Source organism: Micromonospora sp. RTP1Z1 (assembly GCF_033804685.1).
In the GTDB taxonomy this organism is placed as follows: Bacteria; Actinomycetota; Actinomycetes; order Mycobacteriales; family Micromonosporaceae; genus Micromonospora.
In genome coordinates this window covers 119,214-139,098 of record NZ_JAPFQV010000009.1, presented here as the reverse complement: position 1 = coordinate 139,098, position 19,885 = coordinate 119,214, and the positions used below count along the sequence as shown (strand labels likewise).

Below are 19,885 nucleotides of genomic sequence, written 5' to 3'. Positions count from 1 at the left end.
ACTGATCCGCCTCGCCGGCCACACCAAGATCAAACAAGTCCTGGAGCGACTCCACGGCAACAAACTACTAATCCTGCCCCTGCTCACCGCATCCCGAACATGATCAACTGACTTTGCTTTACCCCTGAGTGTCCCGTGACCCTGATCGGTTTACGTCGCGAACAACTCGAAAGTAAACCGGTCACGGTCACGGGACACTAACTGGGTCGGGACCGCGATGGGGGCGGAAAACCTCCAGGCGGAGTCGGATGCTTTCCGGCTTCCGACCGCCGACGGCGTTGCCTAGCGTCGATCGTGTGATCGAACTACGTGAGCTGACGAAACGCTACGGCGACCGGGTCGCCGTCGACGGGCTGAGCGTCCGGGTGCAGCCGGGGGTGGTGACCGGCTTCATCGGCCCGAACGGATCCGGCAAGTCGACGACGATGCGGATGATCCTCGGCCTAGATGCCCCGGACCATGGCGAGGCACTGATCGGCGGCGTCCGGTACCCGGACCTGAACTGGCCGTTGAAGACGGTCGGCGCGCTCCTCGATGCCGGGGCGTTCCATCCCGGCCGCAGCGCCCGTGCGCACCTGACCGCGCTGGCCGCGAGCAACGACATCCCCGGTTCCCGGGTCGAGCAGGTGCTGCGCATCGTCGGTCTGTCCGACGCGGCAACGCGGCGTGCCGGTACGTACTCGCTCGGCATGCGCCAGCGGCTCGGCGTCGCTGTGGCCCTGCTCGGCGACCCGGGCGTCCTCCTGCTCGACGAGCCGGTCAACGGACTGGATCCGGAGGGCATCCGCTGGATCCGGGACCTGCTGCGCGGACTCGCCGCCGAAGGCCGGACGGTGTTTGTGTCCAGCCACCTGATCGCCGAGATGGCGCTGACGGCCGACCGGCTGGTGGTCATCGGCCGCGGCCGGCTGCTGGCCGAGACGACCGTCGCCGAACTCGCCGCCGGCGACGACAGCCTGGAGGACGCGTTCTTCCGGCTCACCTCACAGGCCACCGACTATCGCGGAGTGGGAGCGTCATGAACGGGTACGGATTCCGGCACGCGGCCCGGATGGAGCGGATCAAGCTGAGCAGCGTCCGGTCGACGTGGTGGCTGGCGATCGCTGCGGTGGTCTCGATGGCCGCGGCCGGGGCCGGGGTGGGATTCGGGTACCGATCGCACACCCCGGTCGCCACCGCCGCCCAGATCCTGAACAACAGCCTCGGCGGCGCCATTGTGGCCCAGCTGCTCCTCGGAGCGCTCGGCGTCCTGATGGTGACCGGCGAATACGGCACCGGGATGATCCGCTCGACGTTCGCCGCCGTCCCGCGGCGTCGGATCGTCTTGGCCGCGAAGGTCGCCGTGTGCGGCGGCGCGGCTCTCACCGTCGGCCTGGTCGCGAGCTTCGCCGGCTATCTGAGCGGGCAGCTCGCGATCCGCGGCACCGCCATCCCGGCCGCATCCCTCGGAGACCCGGCGATCCTGCGCGCGGTCACGCTGACCGGCGTTTATCTGGGCGTCACCGCGCTGATCGGGGTCGGCATCGGGACGATCGTGCGGCACTCGGGCGCCGCGATCGGCACGCTGTTCGGTCTGATGTTCGTCCCGATGATCGTGGCCGGCCTGTTCGGCGAGAGCGGAATCCAGGTCGGCCGCTTCGTCCCGCTGTTGATGCTGCTCAACTCGATCGCGGTGACCTCGCCGGTACCCGGGCTGTTCTCCAGCTGGATCAGCGCGCTGCTGATGTGCGGGTACGCGACGGTAGCGATTCTGTGCGGCGGCGTGCTGCTCCGCCATCGCGACGCGTGACCAGCGACAATGGGCTGATGACCGCGCTGCGCGCTCCGTTCACCACACTGGCCCTGCGCCGGGCGGTGTTCTGCGTCGTCGGCGTGGTCAGTGCGGCCGCGATCCTGAGCGTACCGGCGATCGTGCCGGCCCTGGGCGTCCTCATCCTCTGGGCGACCGGAGCCATGTCCAACCAGCCCGCACCTGCCGTCGCACCGGTGTTCCTGGTCCTGTTTCCGCTCACCATCGCGCTCCTGGTCGTGCTGGCCGCCCCGATCGGGCGCGCGATGGGAGCCGTGCATCGCTCACTCGCCGACCGGCTGCTCGACGTGCACGTGGACGCCCCGCCGCCCCGGCTCTCGAAGCGGATCAGCGTCGTGGTCTCCGACGGACCGGGCTGGCGCACCGTCGGGTACGGCCTGCTCAAGGTGCCACTGGCCATCCCCGAGGGCTACGGCGCGTTCTGCTACGTGTTCGGCCTGGTCAACCTCAGCTACCCGGTGTGGTGGCCGCTGTTTCGCAACCACCCGGCCGGAACGCGCCTCGGACCGGTGTGGGCGCTGACGCCGTTCGGCACTATCGGTACGCGGACGTTCGCCGGAACGTTCCTCATCGCCGCGGCCGGCCTCGCCATGCTGCTGGTCGCACCGTGGTTGATGCGGGCCGGTACGACACTGGACCTTGCCGCGATGCGACGGCTGCTCGGTCCGCGTCGGCTCGCCGAGCGGGTACGCGAACTGCAGGTCACCCGGGCCCGCGCGATCGACGACGCGGCCGCGATGATGCGCAGGCTGGAACGGGACCTGCACGACGGCGCGCAGATCCGGCTGGCCACGCTGGCGATGAACCTCGGCATGGCGACCGAGAAGCTCGGTGTCGACGGCCCGCCACCCGACCTCCCACAGGTCCGCGAACTGGTCGCGCTCGCCCACCGCGGAGCGAAGGATGCCCTCGCCGACCTGCGCGACCTGGTGCGCGGGATCCACCCGCCGGTCCTCGACAACGGTCTCGGCGACGCGCTGGCGACGCTCGCGACGAGCAGCGCCATCCCGGTCGCGGTGAACGTCGAGCTGCCCGACCGCCCGGCGCCCGCGATCGAGACCATCGCCTACTTCTGCGCCTCCGAGCTGCTCGCGAACGCGGCCAAACACAGCCGGGCGACCCGTATCGGGCTCGGCGTCGTCCGATCCGGCGAGCGCCTGATGTTGACCGTCAAGGACGACGGCATCGGCGGGGCGAACCCGGACGGTCCCGGCCTGTCCGGCCTGGCCCGCCGCATCGCCGTCGTGGACGGCCGGATGCGCGCACACAGTCCGACCGGTGGTCCGACCCGGGTCGAGATCGAGCTGCCCACACAGGTGTGAACGGAGGCGACGACATGCGGGTGGTGATCGCGGAGGATGCCGCGATGATGCGCGAAGGGCTGGTCCGGCTGCTCACCGACCGCGGTTTCGAGGTGTGCGCGGCGGTGGCCGACGCGGATGCGTTGCGGTCCGCGATTGCCGCCAGCGTACCGAATGTAGCCATCATCGACATCCGGATGCCACCGACGCACACCGACGAGGGACTGCGCGCCGCGATCGACATCCGACGCGACCATCCCGACGTCGGTGTGTTGGTGTTCTCCCAGTACGTGGAGACCCGCTACGCGACCCGCCTGCTCGCCGACCGGCCGACCGGCGTCGGATACCTGCTCAAGGACCGCGTCGCCGACGTCGCCGATTTCGTGGACGCGCTGACCCGGGTGGCATCCGGTGGCACCGCGCTGGATCCGGAGGTGGTCGGCCACCTGATGCGGGCCGGGCAGGACACGGCCGGGGTGGCGTCGCTGACCCCCCGGGAGCGTGAGGTGCTTTCGCTGATGGCCGAGGGACGATCCAACGCCGGGATCGCGTCGGCTCTTGTCATCACCTCCGGAGTCGTGGAGAAGCACGTGGCGAACATCTTCGCGAAACTCGGTTTGCCGTCCTCGGATAGCGACAACCGCCGCGTCCTGGCCGTCCTCCGCCACGTCAGCGGCGGCTGATGTCACGTAAAGACAACAGCATCACGATGCACTAGGTCGTTGGCAACCATCGATTTCTCCACAGTCAGGTGGAGTGGCGATGCTCGCGGACGCGTGCGGGCGCTATGCGCTGCTGGTCCGGTTCCTGGCCTACACGGGTCTGCGGTGGGGTGAGGCGTCGGCGCTGCGGGTATCGCGGCTGGATCTGCTGCGGCGTCGGGTCACCGTGGCGGTGGCGTTCGCGGAGGTCGGCGGGGAGTTGGTCGAAGGAACGCCGAAGAATCACCGGCGTCGGTCGGGCTGGCCGGACTGACTCCGCACGATCTGCGGCATTCGGCGGCGAGTCTGGCTGTGGCGGCGGGCGCCAACGTCAAGGCGGTGCAGCGGATGCTCGGGCACGCCTCGGCGTCGATGACCCTGGACGTGTACGCGGGTCTGTTCGGTGGCGACCTGGACGCGGTGGCCAACCGGCTGGACGAGGCGGTCGCGGCGCGGGATGCGGACTATTTGCGGACCGGCACCACGGACGGCAGCGTGATCAACCTCGGGAAACGGCGAAGCCCAGGTCGTTGACCTGGGCTTCTGTACCGAGCCGCCTGACGGAATCGAACCGTCGACCTACGCATTACGAGTGCGTCGCTCTAGCCGACTGAGCTAAGGCGGCAACGATCGTCAAGTGTACGGCACACCCCCGCCCCAGGCCGAACGGGATCCCCCGGCGCCGGGATCCGGACATCGAGGAATGTTGGGTCGTTCGTCGGACAGCGCTCGCACCGGGGCGGGACTACCCTGCGGCGGGTGAGCGACGATCACGTACCGGAACAGCAGCCGATCCCCGAGGCGCACCCGGGCGAGCGGGCGGCGCGCCGGCCGCTCAGCACGGATCCACTTGAGTTGGGCTTCGCACCGCGCAAGCCGGTGCCGTGGCTCGCACCGTTCCTGCTGATCAGCACCGGCATCCGTACGCTGCTGGCGATCCTGTTCGGTGCGTACCTGGACAAACGGGAGCTGCAGAACGCGTTTGGCGACGGGATTTTCCGTCAGGTCGGTCCCGACGGTGGGCTCTGGCTGGACTACGTCGCCGACCTGGGCGACGGCTTCGACTCGACCTACTCGGTCGCCTATCTGCTCGCCCAGCCTGAGCTGACGGTGGACGGGCACCGGTTGCCCCGGGCGCAGACCCTGGTGATGGGCGGTGACCAGGTCTATCCGTCGGCGTCCTACGAGGCGTACGAGGACCGGTGCAAGGGGCCGTACCAGGCCGCCCTGCCGGTGGCCCCGCCCGAGCGGCCGACGCTCTTCGCGGTCCCCGGCAACCACGACTGGTACGACGGCCTGACCGCCTTCCTGCGGCTCTTCGTCCGCTCCCGGGACCGGCACTTCGCCGGCTGGGGCACCGGCCAGTCCCGGTCGTACTTCGCGGTGGAACTGCCCGCGGGCTGGTGGCTGCTCGGCCTCGACGACCAGTCCGGGTCGTACCTGGACGACCCGCAGCTCACCTACTTCGACGAGGTGGCCCGCAAGCTCACCCCGCGGTCCCGGGTGATCCTGGCGGTGCCGGCGCCGACCTGGGTCAAGGCCGCGGACCATCCCACGGCGTACGACTCGATCGACTACTTCATCCGTACGATCATCGCGCCGACGGGGGCCCAGGTGCGGTTGCTGGTCTCCGGCGACCTGCATCACTACGCCCGCTACACCGGCCCGGACCGGCAGCTCATCACGAGCGGTGGCGGCGGCGCGTACCTCTATCCGACGCACCAGCTGCCGGAGCGGCTGGAGGTGCCGCCGCGGGACACGCTGTCCCGCCGGGCCAGCCGCACCCGCCCGTACGACCTGGTGGCCCGCTATCCGGAGAAGGCCCGCTCCCGGCGGTACGGCTGGGGCATCTTCGCCCGGCTGCCGTTCCGCAACCCAGGCTTCACCACCCTGCTCGGCACCCTGCACACGCTGCTGATGCTGGCGATGGCCGGGGTGGCGACGAATCGGGCGGGCACCACCGAGCAGCGGCTGTTCAGCGTGCCGCTGGTGATCATGCTGGTGGTGACGATGCTGAGCGCGGCGTTCTTCGCGAAGCCGCCCAGCGCGGGCGGGAAGCGGCACGCCCGGCACTGGATCCTCGGCGTGGGCCACGGGCTGGCGCAGGTGGCGTTGGCCGCCGCGGGCACCTGGGCCTGGTTGGAACTGCCCCTGTACGACTGGCCGTGGCCGTTGCCCGTGGTCGCGGCGGCGGTCGTCTACGGTCCGCTGATCGGTCTGGTGTCCAGCCAGGTGGTGGCGGCGTACCTGCTGATCGCGGGGGCGTTCGGGGTGAACGTCAACGAGCTCTTCGCCGGCCAGGGCATCGAGGACTCGAAGTCCTTCCTGCGCATGCGCATCGACCCGGACGGCACCCTGACGATCTATCCGATCGCGGTGGACAAGGTCTCCCACGCCTGGCAGCTCAACTCCGACCAGTCCCCCAGCGCCTCCTGGCTCACCCCCAGGACGCCGATGACCCCCCGCCTCGCCGAACCCCCCATCACCCTCACCTGACACCCATGCGAGGACAGGCGGTGGGGTCAGGAGGGATAGTGCTGGTCGTGGGCCTGGCGGGGGGCGCAGACGGAGGCTCGGCTGCAGGAGCAGCGGGAGCCGTCGGCGTCCAGGCGGACCGTCACCGAGTCGCGGGGAACGCTGTGGCCGACGACCTTGCCGTCCCCCTCCGGGGTGGTGACGCGGCTGCCGATGGCCGGGGCGGACTCCTGGAACCGCTGGTATAGCGGGTATCCTCTCTTGACCGTAGGTAGCACTTCATCTACCTTAATCAGCATGACCCCCACCGCACCCCGGATCAAGAGCGCCGCTCGACGTCGCGCCATGAAGGCTGCATCGCCGGCCATGAGTGCGCTTCGAGCCGTTCTCTACCTGCGGATGAGCATGGACAGGACCGGCGAGGGTGCCGGCCTGGAGCGCCAAGAGCAGGCATGCCGGGCGCTGGCCCTGGCCCGTGGCTGGGAGGTGGTCGAGGTAGTCGATGACACGATCTCGGCCACCACTGCCCGGCTTGCCGACCGCCCCGGCTGGCGGCGCGTGGTCCAGATGATCCAGACCGGCGAGGCAGACCTGATCGTGGCCTGGCACCTGGACCGGGTGACCCGCTCGATGAAGGATCTGGAGTCCCTGATCGAGATGGCGGTGGAGCAGAACGTTGGCCTGGCCACCGCCACCGGGGACATCGACCTGACCACGGACGTGGGTCGGATGGTCGCCCGCATCCTGGCCGCCGTCGCATCGGCAGAGACCGAGCGGAAGGCTGAGCGGCAGATCCTGGCCAACGACCAGCGGGTAGCTGAGGGCAAGCCTCAGTGGATCAGGCGACCGTTCGGCTACGAGCTGGACGGCACGCTGCGCGAAGACGAGGCGGCGGCGGTTCAGAAGGCGTACCAGGATGTGATCGACGGCAAGGCGCTCACGTCCATCGCTCGGGAGTGGAACGATGCCGGCTTCACCACCTCGGCCCCGGACTCGGAGACGGCCCGGCCCCGGGCACCTCGCACGCGGAACTACAGCCCGACTGGCCGGTGGACCAACGTCGCCGTGCGGGCCCTGCTCCGCTCCCCTCGCAACATGGCCAAGTCGACGCTGTACGGGGAGATCATGGGAGAGGGGAAGTGGACACCGATCGTGGATGAAGCGACCTGGCGTGCGGTAGACAGCAAGCTCGCCGACCGGGAGCGGCCGGACTCGTCCTGGGGGAAGCTGGCCAACCTGCTCTCTGGCATCGCCACCTGCTCGGTGTGCGGCGGGCCGCTGGGAGCGAGCCGGCGACGCAAGACGGACGAGAACATCTACGTCTGCAAGGGCAAGGCCAGCGAGCCCGGGGTCGGGCGAGGGCACTGCTCGGTCGGCGTTGACTTCGCCGATGCGCAGATCGTCCGCCGGCTGATCGGGCAGATGGAGGCCACCGGGCGGGTGACCTTCCGCCCGCAGCCGCTCAACATCGACACGGCACCCCTGAAGCAGCGCGAGGACGAGATCGCACAGCTCATGGCCGAGCTGGTGGAGGACCGGACTGCCGGCCTCATCGACCGTGCCTCGCTGCGTGACGGTACCGCGAAGCTCCGCGCCGAGCTGGCTGAGATCCAGGACGCACTGGCAAAGGCTGGCTCCCTGGGTGGTCCCGCCGAGGAGATCGACGTGGAGGCTGCCTACGAGGAGTTCGACCGGCTGGATCTCGGCGAGCAGCGCACGATCCTGCGGGACGCCTTCGAGTTCGTCAGGGTGGTACCGCGTGGCAAGGGTCGACCCAAGCAGGGCGAGCCGGTGTGGAAGGCAGAGATGATCGAGTCCGACTTCACGCCCGCCTGGTCGTAGACGGGTACGAAAAAGGCCCCCTTCCGCACCCCGTAATGAGGGGGAAGGGGGCCTATCTCTACTTCACGACCGCATCTCCAGCCGCAGCACGTTGGTCACCTGCGGGATGATCGCCATCGGGCCACCAGCGTGGACCTCGACGCCACCTTGCGCCACCCGCACCTCGATGTAGTCCCGCAGGTCGCTCGGACCCACCTTGAACTTCACCCGGCAGCCCGTCGGTAGCCCGATCGGGATGTCGTCGTACCGGTCGATGAGGGTGTCGGTCTCGTCGGGGCTGGTGGCCAGGCGAGCCTGGTCAGCTCCCACTGCTCGTCGAGCGCACGCCGCAGACCGGAGAGATTCCGCTGTACCCAGGCGGGCAGCTTCTCCTCGCGCTGGTCGGCGGTGAGCAGGTCGACGTACCCGCTGGTTCGGTTGCTCACGCAGCCTCGCCCAGGTGGGCGTGCCGAGGATCTCCTGCCGGGCGTGCGGTCAGGCATGGCCGTGCGAGCCGGCCCGACATCTCATGTTGTCGGAGTACCAGCGGAACATGGTCCTGTCGATCTACATGGGCAGCATGCTGCACGACGCGGTCAGCGACCTGATGCGCCTGCACCCGGACACCCCGCCCGACACGTTCGCTCTGTTCGAGCGGTTCCTCGCGTGGACCAACCCGCGCCGACAGCAGTCCGGCACCACCTGACTTTGCTCCCACCCGAGGAGATGGGCCCTGCTCTACGGAGTGGGGCCCCCTTCGTATGCGCGGCGCGATCCGCAGACCTCGGACAGCGCGCACCGCTTGGTGGCTCCATCGGAGAGCTGTCGGACGGTGACCGTCTCGCTCGGGGGATGCCGGGACACGACCCGCGCCTCGCCCTCCGACGTGCTGACCCGCTGCCCGCTCGTCGGGTAAGTGCTGCTTCCGACGTATAGCGGGTGCTCGTATTTGAGGCAGCACATCAGCCGGCCGCACGCGCCGGAGATCCGGAGCGGGTTGAGCGGCAGGTCCTGGTCCTTGGCCATCCGGATGGTGACCGGCTCGAAGTCGTTGAGGAAGGTCGCGCAGCACAGGTCACGGCCGCAGGAGCCGATCCCGCCCTGCACCCGCGCCGAGTCCCGGGCGGAGAGCTGCCGCAGCTCGACCCGGCAGCGCAGGGTCGCCCCCAGGTCGCGGACCAGTGAGCGGAAGTCCACCCGGTGCGGCGCGGTGAAGTAGACGGTGGTCCGGTCGCTGCCGGTCTCCGGCGCGCCGAGCACGTGGTCGACCGCCACCACCTTCATCGGCAGGCCGTGCTCGCGGATGAGCCGCTTCGCGGCGACCTTCGCCTCGGCCTTCCGCCGGCGCAGCACCTCGTCGCGGCGCAGATCCTCGTCCTGGGCCAGGCCGGCCAGCTTGGGGAAGCTGTCGGTGTCCTCGCTGACCCACTGCGCGGCCCACACGCACTCGGCCACCTCGGGCCCGTCGTCGGTGGGCACCAGCACCCGGTCGCCCACCTGCGGGCGCAGCTCACCCGGGTCCAGGTAGTAGAGGCGCCCGTACCGGTTGAAGCTGACCGCGCAGAGCATGCCCATGCCCCTCACCCTACGACGCGGTGACCGGTGCGCCCCGGCGGGGCGTCGCCGGACGGTCACGGCGCGCAGCGATCCACGATTGTCGACTCGACCGACGGACCCCCATCCCGTCGTGCCGTTGATCCTCGCCCGGACGGCTGAATAAGGGCCGACACGGGGGACAAACGGCGACCAACGGCGTTGAGTGGAGGCAGACCTGCGGGGGGTGCAGGGGAAGGCCACGGCGTCGCCGCCGGAGCCGGGTCACGCCGGCCCGGTGCGCGACGCCGTGGCCCGTGCAACGCCCCGTCCGGCCCACGAGCCCGGCTCAGCGGCCGATCCGGGTGGTCCCGCCGTAGTGGGGCGCGCCGACCGTCCACTCCCGCCAGGTCGTCTCGGCCAGGCTCGGCGACCACTGCCGCAGCAGCGTCTCCGCACCGTCGTACGCCACGCCGAGCACCGCCAGCACCCGGGTCGCGATCTCCGCCGCCGCGTACGCCCCGTCGCCGCCGGCGCCGCCCCCGGGCCGGCCGGCGGCGAGGACGGTGACCGCCTCGGCGGAATGCAGCACGTCGGCCAGCGCCCGGGCCAGGGCGAGCCGGCTTCGCTCCACCCAGTCGGCCAGCGCGTCGGCGTAACCGGCGGTCGACTCGAGCCGCCCCACCAGGCTCTCCGGCCCCTCGTCGAGGTGCCGGAGCAGGGCGCCCCGCGCCTCGTCGTACGCCGAGGCGGCCGGCCCGGACCAGGCGACCGGATCGGTCAGGGTGGGGCAGGCGTCGTCGTACGCCCGGACGAGCCGGCGCACCGTGTGGCCGGCGGTCGCCAGCGGCGCCGGATGCAGGTCGAGGAACTCGCGCACGGCGTCGCCGGGGAGCGCCTGCATGCGGCGCAGCAGCGGCCAGAGCCGGTGCCCCTCCGGTGCTCCGGCGGCGAGCAGCGGGTCGACCCGGGCGAGCAGGTCGAGGCCCGGTTCGGCGAGGCGGTCCAGGGCGTCCATCAGCCCTCCCGGGTCAGCCGCCGCCGGGCGGTGTCGTCGACGGCGGCGTACCGGTCGGCGGCGCTGCGCAGGGCGGCCGCGGCGGCGGCCAGCCGGGCGGCGGCGGCGCCGGCCTCCCGGGCCCGGTCGTCGGTGGCGGCGGCCCATTGCCGGTGCAGGGCGCGGCCGATCTCGCCGGGCCGGCCGGACGCGTGGGCGCCGAAGGCCGGATGGGCCGGGTCGCTGGCGGTGACGGCGTGGGCGAGACCGGCCAGGGTGGCACTCGCCTCGTCGAGGCGGGCGGCCAGGGCGTGCAGGGTCTCCATGTCACGCCCCCGCGAGCGGCCGGTACGCCGCGAAGGTCTCGTTGTGCAGCTTTTCCCGGGCCCACCGCGCGGCGTCGGCGGCGGCGGTCACCGCGGCCTGCACGGAGCCGGCGACGTCCCGCGGGCTGCGGGTGTGCAGCGGGCCGAGGAAGCGGACGTCGGTGATCCGCCCATTGGCGGTCACCACCACCTCGACCAGCCCGTCGGGCGAGCGGACGTTGACCTCGACCGTGGCCACCGCCTGGTCGAACTCGGCCTGCAGGGACTCGATGCGCCGGTACCGCCGCACCGCCTCCTCGATCCAGGCCTCGTCGATCTCGCCCTGCGGCATCGGCGGACTCCTCCCGGCAGACCCCTCACTGAGCGTGCCGCCACCGTCACCACGGCACACCGGACCGTACCGCACACCAATCGAGCCTGTCGATGGCCTGTGGACAAGCGGAAACGGGCCGGAAACCAGCGTCGTCCGGGGCCGGGGCCGCGCCGCTCTCCGGGCGAATCAACCCCGCCAGAGGGCGAGCATCATCGCCTCCACCGCGATCCGCGGCTTCACGTTCGCCTCGATCGCCGCGCGGCACTCCAGCACGGCCTCCAGCCGGCGCAGCGCCCCCTCGGCGTCCCACTTCTGCGCGCCGGCCTCGGCGAGCGCGGCGGTGTCGGTGTGCACCGGCGCGACCGGGGCCCGCAGCGCCATGGTGAGCGCGTCCCGGTAGAAGCCGGCCAGGTCGACCAGGGCGCGGTCCAGGGCGTCCCGCTGAGTCCGGGTGGCCCGCGACTTCTGCCGCTTCTCCAGGTCCTTGAGCTGACCGGCGGCGCCGCGCATCGCCCCGGCCGCGCCCCGCCCGGTGCCGCCCGCGCCGAGCGCGGTCTGCAACGCCGTCCGCTCGGCCTCGTCGACCTCGGTGACCGACGCCGCGGCCTCCGCCTCGGCCGCCTCGATCAGCGCGGAGGCGGCGTCGAAGGCCGCGCCCACCCCGGTCAGTCGGCGCGGCACGGCCAGCACCGCGTCGCGGCGCTGCCGGGCCTCCGGGTCGCGGGCCAGCCGCCGGGCCCGACCCACGTGGCCCTGCGCGGCCGCCGCCGCCCAGCTGGCCACGTCGGGCGCGATCCCGTCCCGGCGTACGAGCACCTCGGCCACCGCGTCGGCCGGCGGTTGCCGCAGCGGTACGACCCGGCAGCGCGAGCGGATGGTCACCGAGATGTCGTCCGGGTGGGTGGACGGGGTGCAGAGCAGGAAGACAGTTCGGGGCGGCGGCTCCTCGATCGCCTTGAGCAGGGCGTTCCCGGCGGCCTCGGTGAGCCGGTCGGCGTCCTCGATGACCACGACCTGCCACCGGCCGCCGGACGGGGTGCTGGCCGCCCTCAGCACCAGCGCGCGCATCTCGTTGACGCCGATGGAGAGCCCCTCCGGCACCACCAGGCGCACGTCGGCGTGCGTGCCGGTCATCGTGGTGTGGCAGCCGGGGCACTCACCGCAGCCGGTACCGCGGGCGCATTGCAACGCGGCGGCGAAGGCCCTGGCCGCCACCGACCGACCTGAGCCGGGCGGCCCGGTGAAGATCCATGCGTGGGTCATCCCCGCCCCCGGCTCCCGGCCGGTCCCGGCCGGTTCCTCGCCGGCCTCGGCGAGCGCGTCCAGCTCGTCGGGCTCGGCCCGGGCGGCGGGGCGGGTCGCGGCGTGGCGGGTCGCGGCGGCGCGCAGCAGGGCGGCGGCCGAGGCGGCGGCGCGGCGCAGCGTGTCGACGGCCTCGTCCTGACCGACCAGGTCGGCGAAGACGTCCGGCATCAGGTGGGGGGCTCCATGGTCACCAGCTCCGCGTCGGATAACTCCGGCTGGACCGTGGTGTCCGGCCCGTGGGCCGGACGCGGGTGCACGATGGCGGCCGGGTCGGCCAGGAACTCGTCCACCCGCCGGTCCACCGCGTCGGCGATCTCCTCGGCCGGGCGGGACCCGTCGAGCACCAGGTAGCGCTTGGGGTCGGCGGCGGCCAGGTCGAGGAAGGCGTACCGGACCCGCTCGTGGAAGGCGACCGACTCCGCCTCCAGCCGGTCGGCGCCCTGGCTGCGGGACTCGACCCGGGCCAGGCCGGTGTGCGGGTCGACGTCGAGGAGCACCACCAGGTCGGGCTTGAGCCCGCCGGTCGCCCACGAGGAGAGCCAGGAGACCTCCTCCACCGGCAGCGTACGACCGGCGCCCTGGTACGCCAGGGACGAGTCGACGTACCGGTCGCTGATCACCACCGCGCCCCGTACCAGCGCCGGGCGGACCACGGTCGCGACGTGGTGGGCCCGGTCCGCGGCGTAGAGCAGCGCCTCGGCGCGCGGGGACGGCGCCTCGGCTTCAGCGGTGTCCAGCACCAGCGAGCGGATCCGCTCCCCGACTCCGGTGGCGCCCGGCTCCCGGGTCACCACCACGTCCCGGCCCTGCTCGCGCAGCCGCTCGGCGAGCGCGGCGAGCTGGGTGGACTTGCCGGCGCCCTCGCCCCCCTCGAAGACCACGAAGAGGCCGCTGGAGACGAACTGCTCGGTCGGCATCAGCGGCCGGCCCCGGATGGAGCCCCAGAGGTCGGCCAGGACCGGCACGCCCTTCTTGTCGTCCATCTGGCCGAAGGCGCTGATCCCGGCGAAGATGCCGGCCGCGCCGGCGGCCAGCAGCAGCAGCCGGGTCGAGGAGACCGAGACGCCCAGGTCGGCGATGGTCAGCTTGCGTGAGCTACCGACGCCCACCAGGAGGCTGCTCAGCGCGATGGCCAGGATCAGCACCAGCCGGGTGCCGATCTGCACCACCGCGAAGACCCGGCCGCGCACCTCGTCGGCGACCTCGCCGCCGAGCAGCGTGGTGCCGGCGAGGAAGGCCATGCCGGCGCCCGCGCCGACCAGGATCGCGCCGAGGATCGCCATCGACAGGTGGATGGCGAAGGCGAGCACCAGCACGGAGGCGCTGGCCAGCACGATGCTCATGCCGAACCAGCGGCGTCGGGACATGTCCCGGACGATCATCGGGCCGAGCCCGATGCCGACGGCCAGGCCGATGAAGATGGCGCCGAAGAGCATGTAGAAGGCGGCGTCACCGGCGCCGAGCGAGGCGGCGAAGAACTTGGCCGTGCCGACCACGATGCCGCCGCCGGCGAACGCGCCGAAGATGCCGAGCACCAGGCCGCGGACCAGCGGGGTGTGGCCGATGTACTTCCAGCCCTCGGTGAACTGGCTCATCATGCTCTGCTCGGTGCGGTCCCGCTCGCTCGCCTGCCCCTGGCTGATCTCCTTGATGCCGAAGGCCACCACCAGCGCGGTGGCCAGCCGGGAGAAGGCGTTGAACCAGAGCGCGAGCTGGGCCGGCTCGGCCCAGCTCGGCATCTCCCCGCCGGAGAGGCCACGCACGCTGCGGTCGAGCACGGCCAGGCCGATCGCGGCGGCGATCGGGGTCAGGCCGTACGTGGTGATCAGAGTGAGCTGGTTGGCGGTCTCCAGCCGGGCCCGCGGGATCAGGTTCGGGACCGCGGCTTCCTTGGCCGGGATCCAGAGCAGGGTGAGCGTCTCGATCAGGAAGGTGGCGATCGCCGCCCAGCCCACCACCAGTCCGCCGCTGGCCCCGGTGAGCGCGAAGAGCGGGATCGACGCGAAGAGCAGGAACCGCAGCACGTCACAGATGACCATCGTCCAGCGGCGGTCGAACCGGTCCGCGAGGACACCGGCCACCGGGCCGAGCAGCAGCGCCGGCAGGAGCCGGATCGCGATCAGGGTGCCGAAGGCGGCACCTTTGGCGGTGTCGCCGGAGACCTGGGCGGCGGCGAAGACGGAGGTGGCGAGCAGGCCGAGCCAGTCGCCGAAGGACGCCGCGCCGAGCACGATCCAGAGTCGGCGGAACGGCCGGATGCGCAGCACCGAGCGGATCGCGGCGGCGCCGGACCGGTCGACCTGGCTACCGGGCGACGACACGCCGGACGACTCGCCGTTCTTCTGGCTTTCGATGGCCGTACCTCCACGTGCCGGCCCAGAGCTGGGCATCCCCGGTGGAACACTCTAGTCCCGGTGGGGAGTGACCCCGTCCGCGACATTCGCCTGTTCGCCGAGCCTAGGCCGCCGGCACTACCGACCGCAGCCCGGACATACGCGAGGGTATTTCGCATTGACGCCCAAACAGTTAGCGTGCAGACGTGGCCACCGAAAGTGACAAACTTCGCGATCGCCTGGACCGGGCGACCGCCCACCTCGACCCGCCGTACGCCGTGGTCGACCTCGACGCCTTCGACGCCAACGCGACCGCGCTGGTCGAGCGGGCCGGCGGCAAGCCGGTCCGGGTCGCCAGCAAGTCGGTCCGCTCCCGGGACCTGCTGACCCGGGCGCTGGACCGGCGCGGCTGGCGGGGAGTGATGGCGTTCACCCTGCCCGAGGCGATCTGGCTGGCCCGGACCGGAATCCCGACCGACGTGCTGGTGGCGTACCCCACGGCCGACCGGGGCGGCCTCGCCGAACTGACGGCCGACCCGGCCCTCGCCGACACGGTGACGCTGATGGTGGACGGCACCGAACAGCTCGACCTGATCGACGAGGTGTGCCCGCCTGGCCGGCGGCCGGCCCTGCGGGTCTGCCTCGACCTGGACGCCTCCTGGCGACCGCTGGGCGGGCGGGTGCACGTCGGCGTCCGCCGCTCCCCGGTTCACAGCGCGCGGGCGGCGGGCAACCTGGCCGCCGCCGTCGCCGGCCGGCCGGGCTTCCGGCTGGTCGGCCTGATGTCGTACGAGGCGCAGATCGCCGGCCTCGGCGACGCGCCGCCCGGGCGGGCCCTCCTGGGTACGGCGATCCGGGTGGCCCAGCGCGGGTCGTACCGCGAGCTGCTGGCCCGGCGCGCGGCGGCGGTCGCCGCGGTACGCGAGCACGCCGACCTGGAGTTCGTCAACGGCGGCGGCACCGGCAGCGTGGCCGCGACCAGCGCCGATCCCGCGGTCACCGAGGTCACCGCGGGATCGGGCCTGTACGGGCCGACGCTCTTCGACGCGTACCGGGCCTGGCGGCCCACCCCGGCGGCCTTCTTCGCCTGCGCGGTGGTCCGCCGGCCGGCACCCGGCCTGGCGACCGTGCTCGGCGGCGGCTGGATCGCCTCCGGCCCCGCCGCCGACAGCCGGCTGCCCCGCCCGTGGCTGCCGACGGGGCTGAAGCTGCTCGACCCCGAGGGGGCCGGCGAGGTGCAGACGCCGCTGGCCGGCGCGGGGGCGGCCAGCCTGCGGGTGGGCGACCGGGTCTGGTTCCGGCACGCCAAGGCCGGCGAGCTCTGCGAGCACGTCAACGAACTGCACCTGGTGGACGGCGACGTGGTGGTCGCTACCGTCCCCACCTACCGGGGCGAGGGTCGGGCGTTCCTCTGAGCTGCCACCCGACCCTCGGTGCCGGTCGTGTCGCCCGGCGCACCCCGGGCCGTTCCGTTGCACTTCCCATCCCGGTCGCACCCCGGACGGGTTGTCGTCGAACCTCCCGGTCGCACCCGGGAAGGATTTTCGTCGAACCACCCGGTCGCACCCCGGGCTCTGCGCTTCCCGCCACCGGCCGACGCACCACGGACGGCGGCGCCGTGCTCAGTTCGGCTGCGCGACCTCGGCCCGGGCGTCGACCTGGCGGTGCAGGTACTCCTGGATCAGCGCCTTCGCCTCGACCAGCACCCGCTCGTCGCCCTCCGGCAGGCGACGGAACGCCAGCTTGATCAGGGCGTCGGCGGCCTCCACCGCGATCTCCAGGTGGAACCGGAGATCGGGAGCGTCGAGGCCGAAGCGCTCGGTGAGCACCCGGGCCAGCTGGTCGGCGATCACGCCGTTGTTGTCCCGCTGCTCATCGAGCAGGTGCAGGTCGACCACGTCGCCGAAGTGCAGGGTGCGGAATCCGGGAACGGTGCGGTGCATCGTGATGTACTCGTCGATCCCCGCGTCGACGCCGTCCCACCAGTAGGTCAGGTCGTCCGAGGCGAACCGCTCGTCGAGCCGCTGGAGGTAGGACTCCATCGTGCGCAGGGTCAACGCCTGCACGATCGCCCGCTTGTCCGGAAAGAACTGGTAGACCGACCCGATCGCCACCTCGGCGCGCTCGGCGAGGAGGGTCGTGGTCAGTCCCTCGTACCCCACCTCGTCGACGAGCTCGGCGCAGGCGTCCAGCATTCGCTGGACCCGCGCGACACTTCGACCCTGCACCGGTACGCGGCGCAGCGGCCCGGTCGTGGCGGCTGGTGTGGACACTCGCCACCCCCCTTTCGACGGATGAAAATATCTGCACGTCACGAGACCGTGACTACCGGTACAACGAACGGGTCCCGTTTGCGGTATTTACCAGGTGCAACGTTCCTGATATGAAGTCAGTTCATATTCATGTCGAGGAGCGTCCATGCCCGGTACGCCACCCGCCTGGTCCAACTGGGCCGGCAACCAGCGCAGCACCGCCACCGCCATCCTGCGCCCCCGGACCACCGAGGACGTCACCGAGGCCGTCCGGGCCGCGGCCGCCGCGGGCCGGCGGATCCGGGCGGTGGGCAGCGGGCACTCGTTCACCGGCACCGCCCTCACCGACGGGGACCGGCTCGAACTGGCCGAACTGGACACCGGGGTCACCGTCGACACCGCCCGGCGACTGGTCACCGTGCCGGCCGGGATGACCCTGCACGCCCTCAACGACCTGCTCGCCCGGCACGGCCTGGCGCTGCCCAACCTCGGCGACATCGACGCCCAGACCGTCGCCGGCGCGCTCTCCACCGGCACCCACGGCACCGGCGCCCGCCTCGGCTGCCTGTCCACCTTCGTTACCGCGTTGACCCTGGTCACCGGCACCGGCGAGGTGCTGCGCTGCTCCGCCGACGAGCACCGGGACGTCTTCGCCGCCGCCCGGGTCGGCCTCGGCGCGGTCGGCGTGCTGGTCGAGGTCACCCTGCGCTGCGTCGACGCCTTCGTGCTCCGCGCGCACGAACGGCCGGCACCGCTGGACGCGGCGCTCGCCGAACTGCCGTCCCTGGTCGAGGGACACGACCACGTCGAGTTCTACTGGTTCCCGTACACCTCCCGGGTGCAGGTCAAGACCAACGACCGGGTGCCGGCCGACGACCGGCCGCTACCCCGGTGGCGTGGCTGGCTGGACGACGAGTTCCTGGCCAACACCGTCTTCGCCGGGGCGTGCCGGCTCGGCCGCGCCGTGCCGGCCCTGGCCCCGGGCATCAGCGCGGTCTCCGCCCGGGCGCTCACCGAACGCACCTACACCGGCCGCTCCGACCTGGTCTTCTGCACCCCGCGCCGGGTCCGCTTCGTGGAGATGGAGTACGCGCTGCCCCGCGCCGTCCTGCCCACCGCGCTCGACGCGCTCCGGCGGATCGTCGACGGGCTCCCGTTCAAGGTGCTCTTCCCCGTCGAGGTGCGGTTCACCGCCGCCGACGACATCTGGCTGTCCCACGGGTACGGCCGCGACTCGGCGTACGTCGCCATCCATCAGTTCGTCGGCGCGCCGTACGAGCCGTACTTTCGGGCGTTCGAGGAGGTGGCGACGGAGCTGGGCGGGCGCCCGCACTGGGGCAAGCTGCACTGGCGCGACGCGGCGTCCCTGGCCCCCGCGTACCCGAGGTTCCCGGACTTCCTGACGGTCCGCGACCGCCTGGACCCCGACCGCCTCTTCGCCAACGACTACCTCGACCGGGTCCTCGGCGACGGCGCTCAGCGGCCCGGCGCCACCACCTGATCGGGGCCGGCGCCGAGGACCCGGACGTAGCCGAGGACCCGCTCGTACGCCGCCCGGTAGTCGCCTCGCACGCCCGCCGGGGTGGCGGGGTCGGCCAGCGCCGCAGTCAGATCGACCAGCCGGAGGTTCGGCGCGAGGTCGGTCCAGGTGGGCAGCGCCTCCATCCGGGTCACCGACCAGCGCCCGGGGGCGGTCTCGGTGAAGGTCGCCCGGGCCATCACACCCTCGCGGTTGTCGTCGACCGGCTCGGCGTGCCGAGCCAGCTCGTTGCCCATTCCGAAGACCACCCACTTGTCGCCGAAGCGCTGGAACGGCTGCACCGCGTGGGCGTGGTGCCCCAGGATGAGGTCGACGTCGGGCGAAGAGATCAACTGGCGGGCCCAGGCCTGCTGGTCGGCGTCCGGCAGGTGCTGGTACTCCGTACCCCAGTGCAGGCTGAGCACGACGATGTCGGCGCCGGCGGCCCGCGCCCGGTGGGCGGCGGCGAGAATCTCGGGCGGGTCGATGAGATTGGCCAGCCACGGCTCGCCCGGTGGGCGGCTCAGCCCGTTGAAGTTCAGGCTGTACGCCAGGTGGGCGACGCGGACGTCACCGACCTGATAGATCCGGGGCGTGGCCGCTTCGGCGGCGCTCCGGGCGCTGCCGGTGTGGCCCAGCCCGGCGGCGTCGAGCGCCCGGACCGTCCGGGTCACCCCGTCGGCACCCTGGTCGAGGGTGTGGTTGGAGGCGGTCGAGCAGCCGTCGAAGCCGGCGGAGCGCACGCCCTCGAGCACCTGCGGGGGCGCGTTGAACGACGGATAGCCGGCGAACGGGCCGGCGGGATCGGCCAGTGGTGTCTCGAGGTGGCACAGCGCGAGGTCGGCTCCGCCGACGGCAGGGGCGACCCCGGCGAACATCGGGGCGAAGTCCAGGCCGCCCGGCCGGCCGGTCCGGGCGGCGTCCCGGCGCGCCTGGGCGGTCACCTCCGGATGGACCAGGACGTCGCCCGCGGCGACGATTCGCACGGTCCGCCGCGCCGCGGGATCCCGGGCCGGCACGGTGGACGACCCGGGGGCGAGGGTCTGCCGGTGGACCGGTGACTCGACGGTGCCCGTCGGCGCGGGTCCGCCCGCGTCCATCGACCGGAAGCCGACCACGGCGACGGCGAGCAGCAGCACTCCCGTCGCCGCACCGAGGAGCACCCGGCGGCGCGTGACGGCTACGAGCATTCCCTCACG

At 72.2% G+C, this 19,885-nt stretch carries 20 protein-coding genes and 1 tRNA gene; 11 read left to right on the top strand and 10 right to left on the bottom strand.

Features of this window, described 5'->3' with window-relative positions; all coding sequences use genetic code 11:
- The first annotated feature begins 296 nt into the window (after positions 1–296).
- The 6 genes from SLP03_RS07530 to SLP03_RS07505 all read left to right on the top strand — a co-directional run bounded on the left by SLP03_RS07530 (position 297) and on the right by SLP03_RS07505 (position 4,346).
- Positions 297–1,022 carry an ABC transporter ATP-binding protein gene (locus SLP03_RS07530; RefSeq protein ID WP_319459793.1) on the top strand — a complete coding sequence of 242 codons (726 nt, stop codon included), beginning with the start codon at positions 297–299 and terminating at the stop codon, positions 1,020–1,022.
- Entirely contained in the window at positions 1,019–1,789 is a 771-nt protein-coding gene (locus tag SLP03_RS07525; protein ID WP_319459792.1) for an ABC transporter permease, read from the top strand. The genes SLP03_RS07530 and SLP03_RS07525 overlap by 4 nt, the downstream gene beginning before the upstream one ends.
- Positions 1,786–3,132: a sensor histidine kinase gene (locus tag SLP03_RS07520; protein WP_319459791.1), complete on the top strand. Its 1,347-nt coding sequence runs from the start codon at positions 1,786–1,788 to the stop codon at positions 3,130–3,132. The genes SLP03_RS07525 and SLP03_RS07520 overlap by 4 nt, the downstream gene beginning before the upstream one ends.
- 14 nt (positions 3,133–3,146) lie before the next feature.
- Positions 3,147–3,794 carry a response regulator transcription factor gene (locus tag SLP03_RS07515; RefSeq protein WP_319459790.1) on the top strand — a complete coding sequence of 216 codons (648 nt, stop codon included), beginning with the start codon at positions 3,147–3,149 and terminating at the stop codon, positions 3,792–3,794.
- Positions 3,795–3,873: 79 nt separating this feature from the next.
- A complete protein-coding gene (locus tag SLP03_RS07510; RefSeq protein WP_319459789.1) occupies positions 3,874–4,086 on the top strand; it encodes a hypothetical protein in 213 nt (70 codons plus the stop codon).
- A 38-nt stretch (positions 4,087–4,124) separates the two neighbouring features.
- Entirely contained in the window at positions 4,125–4,346 is a 222-nt protein-coding gene (locus SLP03_RS07505; RefSeq protein WP_319459788.1) for a hypothetical protein, read from the top strand.
- A gap of 17 nt (positions 4,347–4,363) precedes the next feature.
- Here SLP03_RS07505 and SLP03_RS07500 read toward each other — a convergent pair.
- Positions 4,364–4,437, bottom strand: a tRNA-Thr gene (locus tag SLP03_RS07500).
- A gap of 134 nt (positions 4,438–4,571) precedes the next feature.
- Between SLP03_RS07500 and SLP03_RS07495 the strand changes: the two genes are divergently transcribed.
- The gene (locus SLP03_RS07495; RefSeq protein ID WP_413644485.1) at positions 4,572–6,308 is read left to right on the top strand and encodes a metallophosphoesterase family protein; all 1,737 of its coding nucleotides are present in this window, start codon (positions 4,572–4,574) and stop codon (positions 6,306–6,308) included.
- 174 nt (positions 6,309–6,482) lie between these two features.
- Positions 6,483–8,129 carry a recombinase family protein gene (locus tag SLP03_RS07485; protein ID WP_413644484.1) on the top strand — a complete coding sequence of 549 codons (1,647 nt, stop codon included), beginning with the start codon at positions 6,483–6,485 and terminating at the stop codon, positions 8,127–8,129.
- Between the two features lie 63 nt (positions 8,130–8,192).
- On the opposite strand, the gene SLP03_RS07480 is transcribed toward SLP03_RS07485, so the two are convergent.
- Complete coding sequence (locus SLP03_RS07480) at positions 8,193–8,438, bottom strand: hypothetical protein (protein WP_319459786.1); 246 nt, start codon at positions 8,436–8,438, stop codon at positions 8,193–8,195.
- 223 nt (positions 8,439–8,661) lie between these two features.
- Here SLP03_RS07480 and SLP03_RS07475 point away from each other — a divergent pair, with 223 nt between their 5' ends.
- Entirely contained in the window at positions 8,662–8,814 is a 153-nt protein-coding gene (locus SLP03_RS07475) for a hypothetical protein (protein WP_319459785.1), read from the top strand.
- Positions 8,815–8,846: 32 nt separating this feature from the next.
- Here SLP03_RS07475 and SLP03_RS07470 read toward each other — a convergent pair whose 3' ends face one another.
- The 6 genes from SLP03_RS07470 to tmk form a co-directional block, all read right to left on the bottom strand.
- Positions 8,847–9,683, bottom strand: coding sequence for a regulatory iron-sulfur-containing complex subunit RicT (locus tag SLP03_RS07470; RefSeq protein WP_319459784.1), 837 nt, complete (start codon positions 9,681–9,683; stop codon positions 8,847–8,849).
- Positions 9,684–9,990: 307 nt separating this feature from the next.
- On the bottom strand, positions 9,991–10,659 hold the full coding sequence (locus tag SLP03_RS07465) for a hypothetical protein (RefSeq protein WP_319459783.1): 669 nt from the start codon (positions 10,657–10,659) through the stop codon (positions 9,991–9,993).
- Positions 10,659–10,964 carry a type VII secretion target gene (locus SLP03_RS07460; protein WP_319459782.1) on the bottom strand — a complete coding sequence of 102 codons (306 nt, stop codon included), beginning with the start codon at positions 10,962–10,964 and terminating at the stop codon, positions 10,659–10,661. Before SLP03_RS07460 ends, SLP03_RS07465 begins: the two co-directional genes overlap by 1 nt.
- Position 10,965: 1 nt before the next feature.
- Complete coding sequence (locus SLP03_RS07455) at positions 10,966–11,295, bottom strand: YbaB/EbfC family nucleoid-associated protein (protein ID WP_319459781.1); 330 nt, start codon at positions 11,293–11,295, stop codon at positions 10,966–10,968.
- 168 nt (positions 11,296–11,463) lie between these two features.
- Entirely contained in the window at positions 11,464–12,750 is a 1,287-nt protein-coding gene (locus tag SLP03_RS07450; RefSeq protein WP_319459780.1) for a DNA polymerase III subunit delta', read from the bottom strand.
- Positions 12,750–14,903, bottom strand: a complete 2,154-nt coding sequence (gene tmk, locus SLP03_RS07445; RefSeq protein ID WP_319459779.1) for a dTMP kinase — start codon at positions 14,901–14,903, stop codon at positions 12,750–12,752. The genes SLP03_RS07450 and tmk overlap by 1 nt, the downstream gene beginning before the upstream one ends.
- Positions 14,904–15,121: 218 nt before the next feature.
- On the opposite strand from tmk, the gene SLP03_RS07440 reads away from it, so the two are divergent.
- The gene (locus tag SLP03_RS07440) at positions 15,122–16,330 is read left to right on the top strand and encodes an amino acid deaminase/aldolase (protein WP_319459778.1); all 1,209 of its coding nucleotides are present in this window, start codon (positions 15,122–15,124) and stop codon (positions 16,328–16,330) included.
- A 207-nt stretch (positions 16,331–16,537) separates the two neighbouring features.
- On the opposite strand, the gene SLP03_RS07435 is transcribed toward SLP03_RS07440, so the two are convergent.
- Positions 16,538–17,110: a TetR/AcrR family transcriptional regulator gene (locus SLP03_RS07435; protein ID WP_319459799.1), complete on the bottom strand. Its 573-nt coding sequence runs from the start codon at positions 17,108–17,110 to the stop codon at positions 16,538–16,540.
- A gap of 223 nt (positions 17,111–17,333) precedes the next feature.
- Here SLP03_RS07435 and SLP03_RS07430 point away from each other — a divergent pair, with 223 nt between their 5' ends.
- Positions 17,334–18,668 (top strand): D-arabinono-1,4-lactone oxidase, encoded by a 1,335-nt coding sequence (locus SLP03_RS07430; RefSeq protein WP_319459777.1) that lies wholly within the window; start codon positions 17,334–17,336, stop codon positions 18,666–18,668.
- On the opposite strand, the gene SLP03_RS07425 is transcribed toward SLP03_RS07430, so the two are convergent.
- Positions 18,644–19,876, bottom strand: coding sequence for a CapA family protein (locus SLP03_RS07425; RefSeq protein ID WP_319459776.1), 1,233 nt, complete (start codon positions 19,874–19,876; stop codon positions 18,644–18,646). The two genes, SLP03_RS07430 and SLP03_RS07425, sit on opposite strands and share 25 nt — an antisense overlap.
- Positions 19,877–19,885 lie beyond the last annotated feature (9 nt).